The organism is Paraburkholderia sp. EB58 (assembly GCF_050436665.1).
In the GTDB taxonomy this organism is placed as follows: Bacteria; Pseudomonadota; Gammaproteobacteria; order Burkholderiales; family Burkholderiaceae; genus Paraburkholderia.
The window spans coordinates 34,374-51,813 of the sequence record NZ_JBNDMQ010000020.1; the positions used below are offsets into that span (position 1 = coordinate 34,374).

At 64.8% G+C, this 17,440-nt stretch carries 16 protein-coding genes; 6 read left to right on the forward strand and 10 right to left on the reverse strand.

Features of this window, described 5'->3' with window-relative positions; translation table 11 throughout:
* The first annotated feature begins 152 nt into the window (after nt 1–152).
* Both P3T40_RS26370 and P3T40_RS26375 read left to right on the forward strand, forming a co-directional pair.
* The gene (locus P3T40_RS26370; RefSeq protein ID WP_429270645.1) at nt 153–2,780 is read left to right on the forward strand and encodes an MMPL family transporter; all 2,628 of its coding nucleotides are present in this window, start codon (nt 153–155) and stop codon (nt 2,778–2,780) included.
* The gene (locus tag P3T40_RS26375; RefSeq protein WP_429270646.1) at nt 2,777–3,850 is read left to right on the forward strand and encodes an MlaA family lipoprotein; all 1,074 of its coding nucleotides are present in this window, start codon (nt 2,777–2,779) and stop codon (nt 3,848–3,850) included. The genes P3T40_RS26370 and P3T40_RS26375 overlap by 4 nt, the downstream gene beginning before the upstream one ends.
* Before the next feature lie 136 nt (nt 3,851–3,986).
* Here the strand turns inward: P3T40_RS26375 and P3T40_RS26380 are convergent, their stop codons facing one another.
* From P3T40_RS26380 to P3T40_RS26415, 8 genes are all read right to left on the reverse strand, one after another.
* Nucleotides 3,987–4,460 carry an acyl-CoA thioesterase gene (locus tag P3T40_RS26380; protein ID WP_429270647.1) on the reverse strand — a complete coding sequence of 158 codons (474 nt, stop codon included), beginning with the start codon at nt 4,458–4,460 and terminating at the stop codon, nt 3,987–3,989.
* 140 nt (nt 4,461–4,600) lie between these two features.
* A complete protein-coding gene (locus tag P3T40_RS26385; protein WP_429270758.1) occupies nt 4,601–5,260 on the reverse strand; it encodes a phosphorylase in 660 nt (219 codons plus the stop codon).
* Nucleotides 5,261–5,346: 86 nt separating this feature from the next.
* Nucleotides 5,347–7,404, reverse strand: coding sequence for a squalene--hopene cyclase (shc, locus tag P3T40_RS26390; RefSeq protein ID WP_429270648.1), 2,058 nt, complete (start codon nt 7,402–7,404; stop codon nt 5,347–5,349).
* The gene (gene hpnE, locus P3T40_RS26395) at nt 7,401–8,669 is read right to left on the reverse strand and encodes a hydroxysqualene dehydroxylase HpnE (protein ID WP_429270649.1); all 1,269 of its coding nucleotides are present in this window, start codon (nt 8,667–8,669) and stop codon (nt 7,401–7,403) included. Before hpnE ends, shc begins: the two co-directional genes overlap by 4 nt.
* Nucleotides 8,669–9,517 carry a presqualene diphosphate synthase HpnD gene (hpnD, locus tag P3T40_RS26400; RefSeq protein ID WP_429270650.1) on the reverse strand — a complete coding sequence of 283 codons (849 nt, stop codon included), beginning with the start codon at nt 9,515–9,517 and terminating at the stop codon, nt 8,669–8,671. Before hpnD ends, hpnE begins: the two co-directional genes overlap by 1 nt.
* A gap of 222 nt (nt 9,518–9,739) precedes the next feature.
* Complete coding sequence (locus P3T40_RS26405; protein ID WP_429270651.1) at nt 9,740–10,678, reverse strand: sensor domain-containing diguanylate cyclase; 939 nt, start codon at nt 10,676–10,678, stop codon at nt 9,740–9,742.
* The gene (locus tag P3T40_RS26410; protein ID WP_429270652.1) at nt 10,675–11,298 is read right to left on the reverse strand and encodes a chemotaxis protein CheC; all 624 of its coding nucleotides are present in this window, start codon (nt 11,296–11,298) and stop codon (nt 10,675–10,677) included. Before P3T40_RS26410 ends, P3T40_RS26405 begins: the two co-directional genes overlap by 4 nt.
* Nucleotides 11,291–11,659 carry a response regulator gene (locus P3T40_RS26415; RefSeq protein WP_429270653.1) on the reverse strand — a complete coding sequence of 123 codons (369 nt, stop codon included), beginning with the start codon at nt 11,657–11,659 and terminating at the stop codon, nt 11,291–11,293. Before P3T40_RS26415 ends, P3T40_RS26410 begins: the two co-directional genes overlap by 8 nt.
* Before the next feature lie 679 nt (nt 11,660–12,338).
* Here P3T40_RS26415 and P3T40_RS26420 point away from each other — a divergent pair.
* The 4 genes from P3T40_RS26420 to P3T40_RS26435 all read left to right on the forward strand — a co-directional run bounded on the left by P3T40_RS26420 (nt 12,339) and on the right by P3T40_RS26435 (nt 16,690).
* Complete coding sequence (locus tag P3T40_RS26420) at nt 12,339–14,606, forward strand: ATP-binding protein (RefSeq protein ID WP_429270654.1); 2,268 nt, start codon at nt 12,339–12,341, stop codon at nt 14,604–14,606.
* Nucleotides 14,607–14,846: 240 nt separating this feature from the next.
* Nucleotides 14,847–15,803 (forward strand): hypothetical protein, encoded by a 957-nt coding sequence (locus tag P3T40_RS26425; RefSeq protein ID WP_429270655.1) that lies wholly within the window; start codon nt 14,847–14,849, stop codon nt 15,801–15,803.
* Between the two features lie 452 nt (nt 15,804–16,255).
* Entirely contained in the window at nt 16,256–16,477 is a 222-nt protein-coding gene (locus P3T40_RS26430; protein WP_429270656.1) for a hypothetical protein, read from the forward strand.
* Nucleotides 16,478–16,519: 42 nt separating this feature from the next.
* Nucleotides 16,520–16,690 carry a hypothetical protein gene (locus P3T40_RS26435; protein ID WP_429270657.1) on the forward strand — a complete coding sequence of 57 codons (171 nt, stop codon included), beginning with the start codon at nt 16,520–16,522 and terminating at the stop codon, nt 16,688–16,690.
* A gap of 99 nt (nt 16,691–16,789) precedes the next feature.
* Here the strand turns inward: P3T40_RS26435 and P3T40_RS26440 are convergent, their stop codons facing one another.
* Both P3T40_RS26440 and P3T40_RS26445 read right to left on the reverse strand, forming a co-directional pair.
* A complete protein-coding gene (locus tag P3T40_RS26440; protein WP_429270658.1) occupies nt 16,790–17,065 on the reverse strand; it encodes a DUF6723 family protein in 276 nt (91 codons plus the stop codon).
* An 11-nt stretch (nt 17,066–17,076) separates the two neighbouring features.
* Complete coding sequence (locus tag P3T40_RS26445; RefSeq protein WP_429270659.1) at nt 17,077–17,361, reverse strand: hypothetical protein; 285 nt, start codon at nt 17,359–17,361, stop codon at nt 17,077–17,079.
* Between the last annotated feature and the right edge of the window lie 79 nt (nt 17,362–17,440).

The following is a 17,440-nucleotide window of genomic DNA, read 5'->3' on the forward strand; positions in this document are numbered from 1 at the left end:
CCACTGGATGACCCGCCGGGCCACGCTGAAAGCCAGTATACCGATTTTGGACGTGCAACCATGCACCACAAGCTGAGCCAATCAGTTCCACGCCGGTATACTTGTGCCCTCATGCCAAAAACGCCATTCATGACAGGGCCCCACTCGCCTACATGCTGAAGTCATCTATCGTCCGTCTCGTCGCCTGGTCGGTGAGCCGCCCGCTGCGCGTCATCCTGCTCTCGCTGATCCTCGCGGTCCTAAGCGGCTATTACGTTGCCGGTCACTTCAAGATCAATACCGACATCAGCCGCCTCGTCGAGAACGATCAGGCCTGGTCCTCCCTCGATGACGCCATCGACAACGCCTTCCCCCAACGCGGTCAGACCGTGCTGGTCGTCGTCGAAGCGCGTGCCCCCGAATTCGCCGACGCCGCCGCCAATGCCCTCACCGCCGCGCTGAAGAGCCAGCCCAAGGAATTCGTCGCCGTCACTCAACCAGCCGGCGGTTCGTTCTTCGAGCACAACGGCCTGCTGTTTCCGTCGCTCGACCAGGTCCAGTCCACCACAGGGCAACTCGTTCAATCACGTCCGCTCGTCAACGCGCTGGCCAAAGATCCCAGCCTGACAGGTCTCGCAGGTGTCCTCACCACCAGCCTGTTGCTGCCGCTCCAGCTCGGCCAGGTAAAGCTCAGCGACATGAGCCATCTGCTCTCGCAAAGCGCCGACGTGCTCGACCGGGTGCTCGCCGGCCAGCCCGCCGCCTTCTCATGGCGCGCACTCGTCGACAAGGACGTCTCCACCAATCCGGCGCGTGCCTTCATCACCGTGCAGCCGGTGGTCGACTACGGCGCGCTCGAACCTGGTGCGCGCGCCTCGGCCGCGATCCGCGCCACCGCCGCATCGCTTGATCTCGGGGCCCACTACGGCGCGTCGATCCGTCTGACCGGCGAACAGCCGCTCGCCGACGAGGAGTTCGCCTCCGTGCAGGACGGCGCCGCGCTCAACGGCATGATTACCTTCGTCGTGGTGCTGGTGATCCTGTGGCTCGCGTTACGCTCGGGACGCATGATCGTCGCCGTGCTGATCACGCTGTTCGTTGGTCTGGCCATCACGGCGGCGCTCGGTCTGATGATGGTCGGCGCGCTCAACATGATCTCGGTCGCCTTCATGGTGTTGTTCGTCGGGCTCGGGATCGACTTCGGGGTCCAGTTCGGCGTCAAGTACCGCGAAGAGCGCCATCGCGACGACCGTCTGGCCGCCGCGCTCATCAACACCGCGCACACCATCGGCGTGCCGTTGACGCTCGCCGCCGTCGCGGTCGCCGAGGCGTTCTTTTCGTTCCTGCCCACCGCGTATCGCGGCGTGGCCGAGTTGGGGCAGATCGCCGGTGTCGGTATGTTCGTCGCCTATGTGACCAACATGACGCTGTTTCCGGCACTCCTGAAAATCTTCAACCCGCCGGGCGAAGCCGCCGCGCCGGGTTTCACTCAACTGGCGCCGGTCGACGACTTTCTCGACCGCAACCGCAAGCCGGTGCTGATCGGCACCCTCGTGGTCGTGATCGGCGCGTTGCCGCTGCTCACCCATTTGCGCTTCGACTTCAATCCGTTGCATCTGAAGGATCCGCATACGGAGTCGATGGCGACGCTGCTCTCGCTGAACGATTCGCCGGAAGCGGCGGTCAACAACGTGCGTGTGCTGGCGCCTTCCCTCGCGGCGGCGGATCAGATCGCTGCGCGGCTGAAGAAGCTGCCGGAAGTTGGCCGCGTCTCCACATTGAGCACCTTCATCCCGACCGATCAGACGCAAAAGCTCCTGCTGATCAACAGCGCGGCGCAGCAGTTGCTGCCGGCGCTAACGCAAACACCCGCGCCGCCGTCGAGCGACGCGTTGCGCGTTGCCGCATTGAAGCGCGCAGCGAACCAGTTGGTGCTCGCGGCAGAGGACCATCCAGGTCCGGGCGCGACGGAGGCCCAACATCTTGCGGCGACGCTGCAAAAACTCGCCGCCGCCAGCCCCGCCACGCGCGATCGCGCCGAAACCGCGATGGCCGGCACGCTGAAGATCGCGCTTGCGCAACTCGCCGCGCTGCTGCAACCCACTGAAATCACGCGGGCCAGCTTGCCGCCGGAGATCTCGCGCGACTGGGTGTCAGCCGACGGCCGCGCGCTCGTCGATATCGCGCCGAAGGTCCTGCCGGGCGCGGACCCCGGCGACGACGTGATGCTGCGCCGCTTCGCGCGTGCTGTGAAGACCGCGGAGCCCGGCGCGATTGGCGGCACGATCTCGATCCTGCATTCTGCAGACGTAATCATCAAGGCGTTCCTGCAAGCCGCATGCTGGGCGCTGCTGACGATCACCATCCTGCTGTGGCTCGCGCTGCGACGTATTAGCGACGTGCTGCGCACGCTGATCCCGCTGCTGGTGTCGGCGCTGGTGACGCTTGAATTGTGTGTAGTGTTCGGCATGCCACTTAATTTCGCCAACATCATCGCGTTGCCGCTTATGCTTGGTGTGGGTGTTGCGTTCAAAATCTACTTTGTGATGGCATGGCGCAACGGGCAGACGGGCCTGCTGCAGTCGAGCCTCACCCACGCCGTGATGTTCAGCGCGGCTACCACCGCGACGGCATTCGGAAGCCTCTGGTTGTCGCATCATCCGGGAACGTCGAGCATGGGGCGGCTGCTTGCGCTCTCCCTCTTCTGCACACTGATCGGTGCCGTGGTGTTTCAACCCGTCTTGATGGGTAAGCCGCGCGCGCGTCGCGCTTCAAAAGAAAAGCAAGGAATCACGAAATGAAGATGCGAACCACCGCCTTGGCCCTGCTCGTTGCAGGTGTTGCCACAGGGTGCGCGACGGGGCCGGACCGCAAGCCCGGCGACCCACTGGAGCCGATGAATCGCCAGATCTTCAAGTTCAACGACGCGCTCGACCGGGCGGTGGCGCAGCCGGTCGCGCGGGGCTATCAGAAGGTGACGCCGCAACCCCTACGCCAGGCGATCAGTAACTTCTTTTCGAACCTCGGGGACCTGGGCAATGCAGCGAACAACATCCTGCAATTGAAGATCACCGATGCGACCGAGGACATCATGCGTTTCGCGATGAACTCGACCTTCGGGATTGGCGGGTTGATCGACTTCGCGACGCCCGCGGGGCTGCCAAAACACCATGAAGACTTCGGGCTGACGCTCGGTCGCTGGGGGGTGCCGTCTGGCCCGTACCTCGTGCTGCCGCTGTTCGGCCCGAGTTCGATCCGCGACAGCACCGGTTACGTCGTCGACTTTCGCTTCAACCTGATCCACTACACGAAACCGGCGGCGCGCAATCCGTTGTACGTCGCCCAGTTCATCAGCGCACGTTCTGACCTGCTCGGAGCGTCGGACCTGCTGCAGGCGGCGGCGCTCGACAAGTATTCGTTCGTGCGCGACGCCTATACGCAGCAGCGTGCCTCGCTGCTCAGGGGCTCGAGCCCGAATGCCGCGCCCTTGCCGAACTATGGGGATCCTGACGCGCCGGGCGGCGCGGACGCAGCCCCGGCACCGGGTGCATCGGGTACTGCGCCGGCCGGGTTGCCGGACTACAGTGATCCGGGTGATTCGTCGGCGCCGGCCGCGCCAGCGAATGGCGCATCGGGTAGCGAGCCAGCCGGCCTGCCGAACTACACGGATCCGGGCGATTCAGCGGCACCGGCTGCACCGGCGAATGGCGCGTCAGGCGCCGCACCGGTGGATCAGACGGCCCCCGCTAACGACGCTCAGACCGCCCAGCCTGCAGTGAGCGCGAGTTCGGCGAAGGCGGCGAGCGCGCAGGCAGCCGCGGCGCCGGCGTCTGCTGCGGCTGCCATTGCCGTGCCGGTTCCGGTCAAGTAGCAAACCGCCCGCGCCATGCGAAACAGCCCGACCCGGTTCACACCGGGTCGTGCTGTTTCGTTTCAGCGTTCGCACACGCACGGCCGGAGCGGCGCCAATCAGGTGCCGCTCAAACCACGTACCGTGAACACCGCCTTCAGTGCATCGTATCCGCTTCGACCCGGGCTACGGTGTCCTCGACGCCCGTAACCGGCTGCGTAGCCGGGCTCAACTCCGCGCGATAACGCTCGAACGCTTCGTCCGCGTAGCGGATCTGCGTGCGGCCGTGCGGAGCCGGTTCGCCGTTTTCGCCCAGATTCACGAACACCATCTTCTCGACTGTCAGGATGCTCTTGCGCGTGATCTTGTTGCGCACTTCGCAGCGCAGCGTAACCGACGTGCGGCCGAAATGCGTCGCGGTCATGCCGAGTTCGATGATGTCGCCCTGGCGCGCTGAGCTGACGAAGTTGATCTCCGACATGAACTTGGTCACCACGCGCTGGTTGTCCAGCTGACAAATGGCGTAAATGGCGGCTTCTTCATCGATCCAGCGCAGCAGGCTGCCGCCGAACAGCGTGCCGTTCGGGTTCAGGTCTTCGGGCTTGACCCATTTTCTGGTGTGGAAATTCATTTGGCATCTGTCCCATACAAGAGGTGATGGGGTTCGACCGTGAGGTCAAAACCTAGGGTTAATACCTAGATTATACCAAATACTAGGGTTTTCCCTAGCTCGTCAAAAAAGCACCTCGGCCGGTCTTCCTGTAGACCTTCTTAGACTGTCGGCTGCAGCGCCCCCGCCGCACCGAGGGCATGACGCGCCTGAACCAGCGCGGTGCGCGCGGCGCGCGCGTCGGCGGCAAGCCGCAGCAACGGCCCCAACTGCGACGGTTGCTTCAGTAATTCGCGCAGGATCGGCGCGATGGCGGTACTGCCGTCATCACGCAGTCCTGCCGTCGCAGCGGACGGCAGCGTGCGCCACGCGGGATCGACAATCGCGCGGCATACGGCGAACGGTACGCCGTGCGCGGCAGCAATGGCGCCGGCGATATGCGATTCCATGTCCACAGCGAGCGCGCCGCTGGACCGAAGCAGCACGGCTTTGTCGTGCGCGCCCGTCAGCGGCGCCGTAACGCCGGCCAGCAAACCGCGGTGCAGGCGCGCCCCGAGCGGCGTACCAGCCAGCGCGGCGGCCAGACGCTCGGACCAGCGCAGATCGGTGGCGAACCGCCCGAGCGGGCCTTCCACGGCATCCGCAACGATCACAACCCCGGGTTCCAGATCGGGCGCGAGGCCGCCTGCCGTGCCGAAACTGATGATCCCCGAGCATCCACGGGTGACGGCCGCGCTCAGCGCCCGTTCGAGCAGATCGGCGCGCGCCGCGTACACCACTTCGACGCCTTCGCCACGCGCAATCCGCGCCTCGAAGGCCATGCCGGTGACGGCGATCACCGGCAATGTGCCACCGGCGGCTTGGGATGACGCAACCGACTGGGTAGAGCGGGTGGAGGCGGACACCATTACATCCCGACCGCGACGCGTGTCAGCCCGTCGCGCTTCAGTTGGCGGTAACGCGCCAGCGCCCAGAGCGGGAAGAACTTGCGATAGCCGTGGTAGCGCAGATAGAACACGCGCGGGAAGCCGGTTGCTGTGAAGCGGGTTTCGTCCCACAGACCGTGTTCGCGCTGCTCGCGCAGCAGGTATTCGATACCACGCGCCACGGCCGGATGCTCGACACATCCTGCGGCCATCAAACCCATCAGGCCCCAGGCGGTCTGCGACGACGTACTCGACGCCCGCTCGTAGCCGCGGTAGTCAAGCTTGTAGCTCGTGCCGTCCTCGCCCCAACCGCCGTCCTCGTTCTGGATCGACGCCAGCCACTGCGCCGCGCGCTTGATGCGCGGGTCGTCGTGCGACATGCCGGCGGCGTTCAGCGAGCAGAGCGCCGTCCACGTGCCGTAGACGTAGTTCATGCCCCAACGGCCGTACCAGCTGCCGTCCGGCTCCTGCTCCTTCAGCATGTAGTCGTACGCGCGGCGCGCCGGCTCGCTGTTCGCCGGCAGCTCGCCCAGTTGCGCGAGCATCGACAGACAACGGCCCGACACGTCCGCAGTGGGCGGATCGAGCAGCGCGCCGTGATCGGAGAACGGAATGTTGTTCAGGTAATACTGGGTGTTTTCCGGCTCGAAGGCGCCCCAGCCGCCGTCGCTGCTCTGCATGCCGACCACCCACTCGCGGGCGCGGGCAATCGCCTGGTCGTCGACGTTCGACTGCGTGAGTGCGGCCGAGCGCTGCATGGCCATCACAACCACAGCCGTGTCGTCGACGTCCGGATAGTAGGGGTTGGCGTACTGAAACGCCCAGCCGCCGGGACGGACGTCCGCGCGGCGCGAGATCCAGTCGCCGCGCACGTCTAGAATCTGCAGCGGACGCAGCCATTGCAGGCCGCGTTCGGCTGCCTGCTCGGCGCGCGGGTCGCCGGTTTCGAGCAGCGCATGCGCGGCAAGCGAGGTATCCCACACCGGCGACAGGCAAGGCTGGCAATACGCTTCGTCATCCTTGATCACGAGCAGCTTGTCGATCGACTGACGGGCAATCGCGCGGTTCGGATGATCGGCGGGATAGCCCAGCACGTCATACATCATCACCGAGTTGGCCATGGCCGGGAAAATCGCGCCGAGGCCGTCTTCGCCGTTCAGGCGCTCGTCGACGAACGCCTGGGCTGCCTTGACCGCACGCTCGCGCGTGTACTTCGGAAACAGGCCGTCGATCAGGCGCAGCACGTGATCCACGCCGCGGAAAAACGTGAACCAACCCTGGCTCTGGTGCGGCGCACGCGGCAGCAAGCCGGTCGTGACGGGCGCGCCGTGGAACAGTTCGTCGATCCTCACGCCGCGCGGGTTACGCGCCACCGGACGCCTCGCGTTCAGCACCAGCAGCGGCACGATCACGGTACGCGCCCAGTACGACACCTTCGACAGGTGGAACGGGAACCACTGCGGCAGCAGCATGATCTCGACCGGCATCATCGGCACTGCGTACCACGACACCACGCCGAACAGCGCGAGCAGGATACGCGTGAACACGTTCACGGCTTCGGCGCCACCGTGCGCCAGAATCGCTTCACGGGCGCGGCGCATGTGGTCGGCGTCTTCCGGCTCGCCGATCATCTTCAGCGCGAAGTACGCTTTCACGCTCGCGCTGACGTCGAGCGCGCCGTCGGTGAAGAGCGGCCAACCGCCGTTGGGCAGCTGGATGCGGCGCAGGTAGCGCGCAATCTTTTGCTCCAGTTCCGGATTCGGCTCTTCGCCGAGGTAGTGAACCAGCAGCACGTATTCAGCGGGGATGGTCGCGTCGGCTTCGAGTTCGTAGACCCAGTGGCCGTCCGGCTTCTGTGCGGCAAGGATCGCGTCGGTCGCCCGGGTTACGGCGTCGTCGAGTGCGGCGGTGGCCTGCGTGACAGCGCCGGCCGTGGCTATGGCCGCGCCGTCAGCACCAGCACCAGCGACAATTGCAGGCGTCTCGGGCGAGTCGGGCGAGTCGTTGCCCGTCGTCCGGGCAAGGGATAAGTCGTTCATCTACGTTCCATCGGTTCGTTCAGCAGCGTATCCGCGGCCTTCTGGCCTGAGCGGATCGCCCCTTCGATCGTCGCGGGCAGGCCGGTGGCCGTCCAGTCGCCCGCGAGCATGAGGTTTTTCCAGCGTGTGCGCGTGCCCGGCCGATGCATCTCCTCGCCAGGCACAGCCGCAAAGGTCGCGCGCGGTTCCATGACAACCTGCCAGGCCGGCATGGGCTCGAGCGGCAGGCTGGCGGCCTGCGCCACGTCCGCCCAGATCGTCTTCGCGAGCACCTCGTGCGGCGTCTCGACCAGACGATCCGCGCCGCTGATCGTCACGGACAGGCGCCCGTCGAACGCGAACAGCCACTCGGCCGTCCCGTTGAGCAGGGCCGTGAGCGGCGGCACGCCGAACGGCGGTTCGACGGCGAAGTGCACGGTGGCGGTAGCGCTAAAACGGCGCGGCGCCTGCAGACCAGGCACCAGCGTCTGCGCAATATTAGGCGGCACCGCCAGCACCACGGCAGCGCCGGCGTCGAGTTCGAGTCGCTCCTCGCCCGCAAAATCCAGCGCGCTGATACGGCTCGTATCCGCAAACACGATTTGATCCAACTGCGCGCCGAGCCGGATCGCAGCACCGCCGTGTTGCAACAGACGCAACGCGGGATCGACAAACGCACTACCCAGCCCATTGCGCGCGACGAGCGGCCGGCTCGCCGGGCCACCTGCCGCCAAGGTCTCGCGCACCACTGCGGCTACCAGTTCAGCGGTGGCGTCACGCGGCTCGTGGTTGAGCACCAGCCGGAATAGCGGCCGCAGCAAGCGGTCCCACAGCACGCCGTCGCAGCGCATGGTCTGCGCCATGGTGCGGCCGGGCTTCGCGAACAGCAGCGGCGCGAGCGTCAGATAGTCGCTCGGGTGAGTGTTCGGCACCCGAGCCGTCTGATCGAAGATCCACCAGGGCAAGCGTCCAGCCGACAGGCGCACGGTCCACCGCGCGCGCGTCGCGAGATCCATGAACGGATACTCGGGCTGCGCCGGTCCCGTCAATTCGTCGGCCGCACCGATCGCCCGCAAATAATTCAGCGTCGCGGCATTGCCGGACAGCACCACATGATTGCCGCTATCGATGGTCGCGCCCAGCGTGCGATCGTAATACGACCGGCACCGTCCACCGGCCTGCGCGCCCGCCTCGTGCAACACGACCTGCGCACCGCGCCGCTGCAATTGCACCGCAGCGGCCAGGCCGGCAAGGCCCGCGCCGATCACGTGGACGAGCTTCGACATCAGAAGAAGGCGTACTTGGCCACGATCCACAGCAGGCGCGCGCGCGGCTTGCTGACCTTCGTGCGCGGCAGATCGAAGCCGCGCTCAACGGTGCGATCAAGAAGACAGCGATAGACCCCGGACATAATGCGCGGGGCGCGGACCTGGTTGCGCGGCGTGGCGTCCATGACTGCGTCCGCCTGAGCAAAGTGCTCGCGTGCACGCGTCACGAGTTTGGCGCAGACGCGCGGCAGCGACGGATCGTCGGCGATGGTATGCGGCGTGGTCGTCGCGATCCCTTCCAGCGCGAGCAGCTCGCGCGGCAGATAGCAGCGGTTGATATCCGCGTCTTCGTCGATATCACGCAGGATATTGGTCAACTGCAGTGCGCGGCCGAGGTGGTGCGCCAGCAGGCGGCCAGGCTCTTCCTGCATTCCGAATATCCTCACCGACAGACGGCCTGCGGCACTCGCGACGCGGTCGCAGTACAGGTCGAGGGTGTCCTCGTCCGGTGCGCAGATATCGGCGGCGGCGTCCATCGCCATGCCGTCGATCATCGCGTGAAAGTCTTCGCGTTGCAGGTGAAACGTATGGATGTGCCGCGTCAACGCGCGCAATGAAGCGCGCGGCGCGCCGGCATAGCAGGCGTCGATGTCGGCACGCCAGCGCTCGAGCCCTGCAGCACGCTCGGTGCGCGGCAGATTGCTGTCGGCAATGTCGTCGACAGCGCGGCAAAAAGCGTAGACCTGATACATCGCGTCGCGCTGCGCAGCCGGCAGGATGCGCATCGCAAGATAGAACGAGCTGCCCGATGTGGCGGCAGCGGCGTCGGTTTCTGTATCGTCCACGACAAGATTGGAAACAGCCAAGACGATCTCCGCTGAGGGGCCCTCTGGAGGCGGTCAAGAAGTCGGGCCTACCCGCAGGGCAAGCCGCGCGCGCGGACACGCGCAAATACACCGTCCGGGATGCCGGAAACGGCGAAAAGTATAACAACCTTTGCGGGATAACGCAGTTTGGGGCGGAACCAATCGGCCATTATTGCCGAATTATGCGTCGCGCGGGACGATTGGCGCGGCGAGCACCTGCCCTCAAATAAAGGCGACCGACCGGTTGCGGCCCTGCCGCTTGGCGCTATAGAGCGCCGCGTCCGCTTCGTTGATCAGCACGTCGTAGTTCGGCACGCCGACGCGCGCTGCGGCGCCGCCGACGCTCGCCGTCACCGGCACGGACACACCCTGCACGTCGACCGGCGCATCGCCGATCGTATGGCGGATCTTTTCGGCAACCTGCATCGCGTCTTCGAGCGGCGTGCACGGCAAGAGCAGCGCGAATTCCTCGCCGCCGAAGCGGCCGAAGGTGTCCTGCACCCTCACTACCTGCGCGACCCGCTGCGCCATCTCGCGCAGCACCGTGTCGCCAACGCCGTGGCCGAACTGGTCGTTGATCTTCTTGAAGTGGTCCAGATCGAACAGCAGCACGGACATGTCGCCGCCATAGCGCTGCCAGCGCGTGTATTCGTCGCGCAGCCGTGCTTCGAAAAAGCGGCGATTGGAGATGCCGGTCAGGCCGTCGCGATCCGCATATTCCTGCAGCTTGGCCACCGCCTCTTCGCGCTCGCGCTGCACAATGCTGACGTGCGTCACGTCGGAGATCGTCACGCACACGGCCACCACTTCGCGCTCGCGCGTAAGGGGCATGAAGGTGCAATCCTGCTGCATGAAATCGACGCCGCCGGTAATCGGCCGGTCATGGTCGAACTTGAACAGATAGGGGCGTTGTTCCCACGAGCTGAACGCGAAGCTGCCGAGCTGAAACACGCTCTCGAGCTTGCGGGTCAGCCACACGCGCGGCAACTCGGGGAAACTGGCGAAAATCGACTTGCCGACCACCTGCTCGGCCGACAAACCGCTGTGATCCTGCATGAAGCGATTCCACATCAGCACCTTCATCTCGCGGTCGAGGACGAAAATACCAAAGCCGACGCGCTCGACGACGAGATCGCTTAACGAAGCAGGGGCAACATTCATAGGCTGGACAGCAACGCGTCAAGCGCGTCGTTCATGTGGCGGATCGACTCTTCAGCCATCAGCATGACCAGATGTGCGCGGAAACTCTGGTCTTCGAGCGCGAAATTGACTTCCACGAGCAGCGCCACTTCCCAGGCGAGCACACCGGGCTGAAACACATCGTCAAGCGACATCGACTCGCCGAGCAAACCCGGCGCCGAAAACACCGGCGTGCGGCCAAGTTGCTCGAGAATGCACGAGACGCACGCGCCCGTCAGCACGTTGGCGACATCGTAAATCAGTTCCTGCTGGCTCACCTTCTCGTACGCGGAGCGCGGGTACGGGTCGTTCACCAGCCCGCACAGCTGCTCGATGCTGCCGCTGCGGCAGATCACCAGCGCCTCGCCCTTGATGTCCGAGCGGAATCCCTGACGCACCGCGCTCACTGTCTCCTGGATGCCAGTCATCTCGCGCAACGCCGCCGCCGCTTTGCTGATCTCCACGACCTGCACGCGCGGCACCGACAGTTCGATGAACGTATCGAGCAGCCGCGCCAGACGGGTCGCGGCCTGGCCCATCGCGAGGTTGGCGACCTCTTGCAGCGCGTCGCGCTGATCTTCGTTGAGGACTGGCTCAGACATACAACCCGTACTCCTTGAGGATGGGTAGTAGCGCCTCGGGGCTGACAGGCTTGGCGATGAAGGCAATAGCGCCGAGCGAACGCACGCGCTCCTGCGCCATGGGCTGCACGTCAGCGGACACTACGATCACGAACGTGTTCAGGTCCTCGTGCTGCAATGCCTCCAGCACCTGATAGCCGGTCATGTCCGGCATGGTCAGGTCGAGGAACATCACTGACGCCTTGCCTTCGCGGTACAGCGCGAGGGCTTCGCGGCCGTTCGAGGCATAGCTGACGTCGATGTCCCAGTCCGCCGGCAGCGCCTTTGTGAGCACCTTGCGGGCAAGCAGCGAATCATCGGCGATCACAATGGGCAATGGCATGGCGGCGGGTCGAAAAAACGGGATTAGCTCGGTCGTGTTAACGGCCTGCATCAAAGATTCTTTAGCGGGCCGAGGCCGGACCCGTGCAAGGTCGCTCCGATGCCAAAGGAAATACAGATTGCGAACAGCCGGAGAATTCGCACGCTGTCGCGCGCGCGAGAGGAACGATGCGGATGCGCATGGGCGCACGCGGAACGATAGTGGTGACCGGCATGTTCGAGCCTACCCCGTAGGTGATTCAGCGCGGCCAAGTGGAAAAGGCGAACTCCAGCCTGTCGCGCGGGTTCCCGCGAACCCCCTCCGTCACGCCTTGTGTGCGTTATGTGGCTGGCCCTCGCGGCACGTGCGTCCGAGCATGGCGGACGCATAAGTTATCGTGACGAGATTCTTAAATTAATCCGGCGAAAAGGCAACTCGTCAAATTGGATTTAACGAACAGGAATGACTCAAGCTTCGGCCATTCTGGGAATTTAATAATCATCAATCTTATTGATTACGCGGTTTATGCTTTTGTGTACGTTTGCGCTTCTGGATTCGTCGCTGTTTGGAGAAAAACTTCCGCACGACCTGTTTGGTCTATTCTTACCGGCCCGATCGATCCTTCCCGGCGAATTCTGGCTTCTCGTATGATGGTAACTGTAAGATTTTCCGTCTCTGACGATTGCAGCGGTATTAAAAGATGACACCCGACCGGTCCGACCCGCGCGAAGCGAGCCGCCTTTCCCCTAACCGGGAGGACGAGGCGCTGTTCCCAGCGGTGCCGGAACAGAATTTTCACGTCCGGCGCATGACGCTGATTGCCTTACTGGTCGCGGCAATCGTGTTGCCATGCGTGTATGTCGCGGCCATGGCCTACAGCGACCTGCGGGCACGCGATGCCGACGCGACCGACCTGACGCTGCGTACCGTGCGGGTTGCCGAAGAACACGCGCTGAAAGTGTTCGATATGAACGAAGCGCTCGATGCGCGCGTTGTCGATCTGGTGCAGGGCCTCGACGACGACGGCATCCGCGCGAGCCAAGCCGACATCCACGACAAGCTGCGTACCATGGGCGGCGGCTATCCACAGGTCGCGGCGGTGTCGATTTTCGGCCAGGACGGCACGCTGCTCGCGAGCAGCCGTTTTTACCCGGCCCCACCTCTCTCGATTGCGAAGCGCGACGACTTCAGCGGCATTCGCGACGGCCAGGTGCTCGAGCACGTCTCGAAGGACATGGTCGGCCAGGTCGCCGGCGAAAACGTCTTCAACACCGGCGTCGCGCGGCGCGGCGCGGACGGTGCGTTCGCCGGCGTGGTCTCGGTTGCGCTGCGGCCCGGATATTTCAGCGCGTTCTACCAGGAACTGCTCGGCGGCAACGACACGCCAATGACCATGAGCCTGACCCGCGCCGATGGCGCGGTTCTCGCCCACTATCCGTCCGCGCCCGGCCAGCCCGTCATGATCGCGCCGCATACGACGTTTTCCGACGCCCTCGCCAAGGGCAGCCGCGCCGGCGTGGTCCGGACGCGCTCCGTGTTCGACAACGACAATCTGATCGTGGCGTATCGGCGGGTCGGCGCCTATCCGGTGTATGTGTCGTGCGGCTATCGCACCTCGGCGATCTGGGCGGCCTGGTACCGCCATCTGAGCGTGCTGATCCTGTCGATGTTCACGCCATCCATCGTGCTGTGGTGCGTGATCTGGCTGTCCCTGCGCCGTCTGGGCGCCGAAGAGGAAGCGTGGGAGCGCTGGCAGGCGGAAGCGTCGATGCGCCGCTCGATCGAATCCGCCTACCGGCAGTCGCGCAAGATGGAAGCGCTCGGCAATCTGGTCGGCAGCGTCGCACACGATTTCAACAACCTGCTGATGATCGTCTCAGCGAACGTGCAGATTGCCCGGCGCCGCGGCGCGCCGGGACTCGATCGCGAGCTGTCCGCCATCGAACGCGCGCTCAAGAGCGGTCAGTCGCTCACCCGGCAGCTACTTGGCGTCGCGCGCAAGCAGCCGCTGCGCAACGAGACGCTCGCGGTCGAACGCTGGCTGCCGGCCTGTCGCGAACTGCTGCGTGCGTCGCTAGGCGCGAAGGTCTCGCTCGTAATCGACATCGGTACCGACGTCTGGCCGATGCGGGTCGACGTCGCCGAGCTCGAACTCGCGCTGATCAATATCGCCGTGAACGCGCGCGATGCCATGCCCAATGGTGGCCGGTTCACGGTGCGGGCGGCCAATATCACCTTCCGTCATGAGGAAGGCTTTCCGCTGACGGGCGACTTCGTACAGCTTTCGCTCGAAGATACCGGCGTGGGGATGCCGCCGGATGTGCTGGCCCGGGCCTTCGAGCCGCTCTTCACGACCAAGCCGAAGGGCATGGGCACGGGTCTCGGCCTGCCGCAGGTCTTCGCGTTCTGCGAGCGCTCGGGCGGCCTTGCCGCGATCGACAGCGCGATCGGCGCAGGCACCTCGGTTCGGCTCTACCTGCCGCGCGCGGCCGCCCTCCCGGAAGCCGAGCGTCCCGCCGAGCCGAACGTGGAAGACACCAGCGCGCCACACGGTCTGCGCATTCTGCTGGTCGAGGATAACGACGAGGTTGCCGCCGGCACCGAAGCCTTGCTGCAGATGATGGGCCACCAGGTCACCTGCGTCTTTAACGCCGATACCGCGCTACGCCTGTTCGACGATGCCCACGCGAAGCAGGCTCGCACCGGCGAGCCACTGCCGTTCGACCTGGTGATCTCCGACATCCACATGCCCGGTGCGACGAATGGCATCGATCTGGCCGAAGCGGTCCAGGCGTTCGAAACCCGCCTGCCGGTGATCCTTGTGACGGGCTACGCGGAAGAACTCGACCGCGCGCGCCACGTCGACGTGCGGGTGCTGTCGAAACCGTTCGATATCGCACTGCTCGAGAAGCTGCTGCAGGATCTTCAACACGATCTGGCGCAAACCAGCGCGCATCCTGCGGATTGAACGCTCAGCTTCGCCCGGCGCGGCTCGTCCCAGCGCGGTGCGGCGCTAATTACCGGGTTTTGTAAAAGCGCCCAGCCCGTCGCCGGCGGCCGTCCGCGGCGGTGCGGGGCAATTCCCGCGACGTAGTGCTGCCGGGGCGCAGACGCGACGCTGCGTGACCCGGCATGATCGTTGCGCCTCCCAACTGATGTAAGGCCCCGCGCGGTCGCGGCGGCCGTCATAAAACGTCGGGAGACAGCCATGCGACACACCGTGATTGGTTTATTCGACACCTATTCCCAAGCGGAAAATGCGCGCGACACGCTCGTGCAGACCGGCTTCGCCAGCGACACCATCGAACTGCAAGCCAACCCGGTGCCGTCTGCGACTGCGGCGACTGATGCGGTCGCGAATGCCAGCGTCCTCGCGAATATCGAGCGATTCATCACCAGCCTGTTCTCCAAGGAACCGCGTCCGGCAGAGGCGGACCGCTATGCGGACGCCGTGCGTCGCGGCGCCGTGCTGGTCTGCGTCAGCGCGGCCAGCGAATCGCATGCGGAGCTCGCAAGCAAGACCCTGACGCGGCTGGGCGCTACCGACATCGGCGAGCGTTTGCCCGGCTGGGACGCGGGCCTGGATGATCCCGACGCGCGCCGCGAACACTCGGTGCTCGACGAACTCGGCATGGGCGGCGCAAATCAGGCGCCCGCTCGGGTGCCCGCTGCAGCCCGGCCCGTGGACGATCCGCTGCGGGCCACGTCGCCCGCACCGCCCGAGCCACTGATCGAAGATCCCTTGATGCCGCAGCCACCGCTCAGCGAAGCGGCGACCCTCAACACGATCGCGGCGGGCAGCGCTCCGGGCTTCGGGGCCGTGTTCACGCCCGTCGATGTCGCACCCGCGGCGCGACGTCCTGAACCCCTTGAGGAGCAGGCGATCCCGGACGAGTTTCTCGAGTATGAGGAGGATTTCCGGACTCACTACGACGAGCAGTATGCGAGCGACCAGGCGCGCTATGAAGACTACGTGCCCGCATACCGATACGGTGCGACGATCGCCCGTGACCTGCGCTATCGCGATCGTCCCTGGGACGAAGTGGAGCCGGAAGCACGGCGCCATTGGGAGACCACGTCACCCGGCCAGACCGACACGTGGGAGCGTTTCAAGGCAGCGGTACGGCATGGCTGGGATCGCGTGACGGGACACCATCACGTCTGACGGATCTGGCGCAGGCCGCCGGGGCGGACCAGTATGGATTAAAGGCGGCCGACGTCGCGCCGCCCATCCCGCCCGTTCAGATGGCGTGACGCAGAAGGCAACTCAGGCGCGCCATGCGGCGAAATTGGGGTCACTGCCGCTATCAGCTTCGCGGAATGTGCAGTGGATAACCAGGACCTCAACAAAGTTATCCACAATTTCACTGAATAACCTTGTGGATAAGTGGGGGTTTTGCCTTTCCAGTCAAGCACGTCTCCGGTCTGAGACGATTTCAGGCAAATGACCGTTTTATTAAGAATGCATGAGAAAGCGTTACAAGATAAGTCCGAACTTGTGACCGATGCCCGTCTCGAACGTTATGACCCCCGCGTTGGCGGCTGGGCACGCGTGCCCGGAGCAGGCGCACGGCGGCCTGCTCCCATGTAGTTGTCCCCAAAATGGAGGATTCGACCATGACAACCGACTACGCTGGTAAGTCACACGATGAAGCCCTCGCAGCCCGCAAGAATCAGAAGCAGAAATCGCAGGAACAGGCCGGCGGCGAGATGGCGGTAGATGGTACGCAGGCCGACGCGCAGCATAGCTGCGGTGAGCTGTCGGAGCGCGGCAAGCAGGTATGGCGAAGCGGCAGCGGTATGGACGGCGGTGGCATGGATGGCGGTGGCAAGCCGTAGTTCGCCTCGCTCGATCCAACCCAATACAACAACGGAGGCTTTATGTCGTACCGGGCAGATGCAATGCGTCCCCTCAAGGACAAACGTGCGGAACTGCAAGAGGCCGATCAGGCCCGAGCGGAGAAACGCAAAGAGGACGATGCGCGGATCGACTCCGGCGCGGAAAAGTGGCGCTACCGGCCCGTGACCCCGTCGACGAAGATGCCTCGCTAAAGTAGTCGGTCGCGTTTAGTAGTCCCGTTGTTACGTGAAAAAGCCGCTGGATCGCAGCGGCTTTCTTTTTCTTCCAGTCTGCTCGGTCGTGCCGATGGTTCATTCCGGCACCGCGATATCCCCATCTACCAGTGCCAAGCCGTACGTTTGCGCATACAGCTCGGCCGCTTGCGCACTTTCGAAGAACGGCATGTCGGCGTGCCCCTGGAACGGGTAGATCACCCGGGCATCACTTAACCGCGTGACCTTGAGCGTGGGCACGGTCCCGCTCGACGTGCGGCGCGACGACACCGCGACGAGGTAATTGCCCCGGCCCGAGCGGTCCGGCTGGTCGTGCGGCGCCTCGCGCCGCGCATGGTGGGTGGAATAGGCCATCTATACGCGGCTCACAATCCGACGATCGACTGTCCGGCAATCATGCCGTCAATCACGAGTTCGGCGTGACTCGCCGATGCCATCCGCGCGTCGCCGGTTGTGCCGAATGGCGAGCGGCTCGGCACGCGAAATACGCGGCTTGTCGTGACGGTGTTGTCGGTGCCGCGGCGGCAGATTTTCACCGCCGCATCGAAACCCGCATCGTAGTGACGTGTACCGTTGGCGCCACGCGGCTGATGCGGATACACCAACGGATAAATCTCAAGGCCGCGGTAGCTTCTTATGATGTTGTTCATGGTAGTCGTCTCCGTTGAGTGCCCTGCCAGGCGAGAGTGGTGGCGGTAGCGCCGGCGTTGCCCCGCGCAAACTACTGCT

What these genes read in the sequence shown, in the direction of transcription:
- P3T40_RS26370 (WP_429270645.1), top strand. Translation starts at nt 153, where the DNA reads ATGCTGAAGTCATCTATCGTCCGTCTCGTCGCCTGGTCGGTGAGCCGC.
- P3T40_RS26375 (WP_429270646.1), top strand. Translation starts at nt 2,777, where the DNA reads ATGAAGATGCGAACCACCGCCTTGGCCCTGCTCGTTGCAGGTGTTGCC.
- P3T40_RS26380 (WP_429270647.1), bottom strand. Translation starts at nt 4,460, where the DNA reads ATGAATTTCCACACCAGAAAATGGGTCAAGCCCGAAGACCTGAACCCG.
- P3T40_RS26385 (WP_429270758.1), bottom strand. Translation starts at nt 5,260, where the DNA reads ATGGCCTTCGAGGCGCGGATTGCGCGTGGCGAAGGCGTCGAAGTGGTG.
- shc (WP_429270648.1), bottom strand. Translation starts at nt 7,404, where the DNA reads ATGAACGACTTATCCCTTGCCCGGACGACGGGCAACGACTCGCCCGAC.
- hpnE (WP_429270649.1), bottom strand. Translation starts at nt 8,669, where the DNA reads ATGTCGAAGCTCGTCCACGTGATCGGCGCGGGCCTTGCCGGCCTGGCC.
- P3T40_RS26405 (WP_429270651.1), bottom strand. Translation starts at nt 10,678, where the DNA reads ATGAATGTTGCCCCTGCTTCGTTAAGCGATCTCGTCGTCGAGCGCGTC.
- P3T40_RS26410 (WP_429270652.1), bottom strand. Translation starts at nt 11,298, where the DNA reads ATGTCTGAGCCAGTCCTCAACGAAGATCAGCGCGACGCGCTGCAAGAG.
- P3T40_RS26415 (WP_429270653.1), bottom strand. Translation starts at nt 11,659, where the DNA reads ATGCCATTGCCCATTGTGATCGCCGATGATTCGCTGCTTGCCCGCAAG.
- P3T40_RS26420 (WP_429270654.1), top strand. Translation starts at nt 12,339, where the DNA reads ATGACACCCGACCGGTCCGACCCGCGCGAAGCGAGCCGCCTTTCCCCT.
- P3T40_RS26425 (WP_429270655.1), top strand. Translation starts at nt 14,847, where the DNA reads ATGCGACACACCGTGATTGGTTTATTCGACACCTATTCCCAAGCGGAA.
- P3T40_RS26430 (WP_429270656.1), top strand. Translation starts at nt 16,256, where the DNA reads ATGACAACCGACTACGCTGGTAAGTCACACGATGAAGCCCTCGCAGCC.
- P3T40_RS26435 (WP_429270657.1), top strand. Translation starts at nt 16,520, where the DNA reads ATGTCGTACCGGGCAGATGCAATGCGTCCCCTCAAGGACAAACGTGCG.
- P3T40_RS26440 (WP_429270658.1), bottom strand. Translation starts at nt 17,065, where the DNA reads ATGGCCTATTCCACCCACCATGCGCGGCGCGAGGCGCCGCACGACCAG.
- P3T40_RS26445 (WP_429270659.1), bottom strand. Translation starts at nt 17,361, where the DNA reads ATGAACAACATCATAAGAAGCTACCGCGGCCTTGAGATTTATCCGTTG.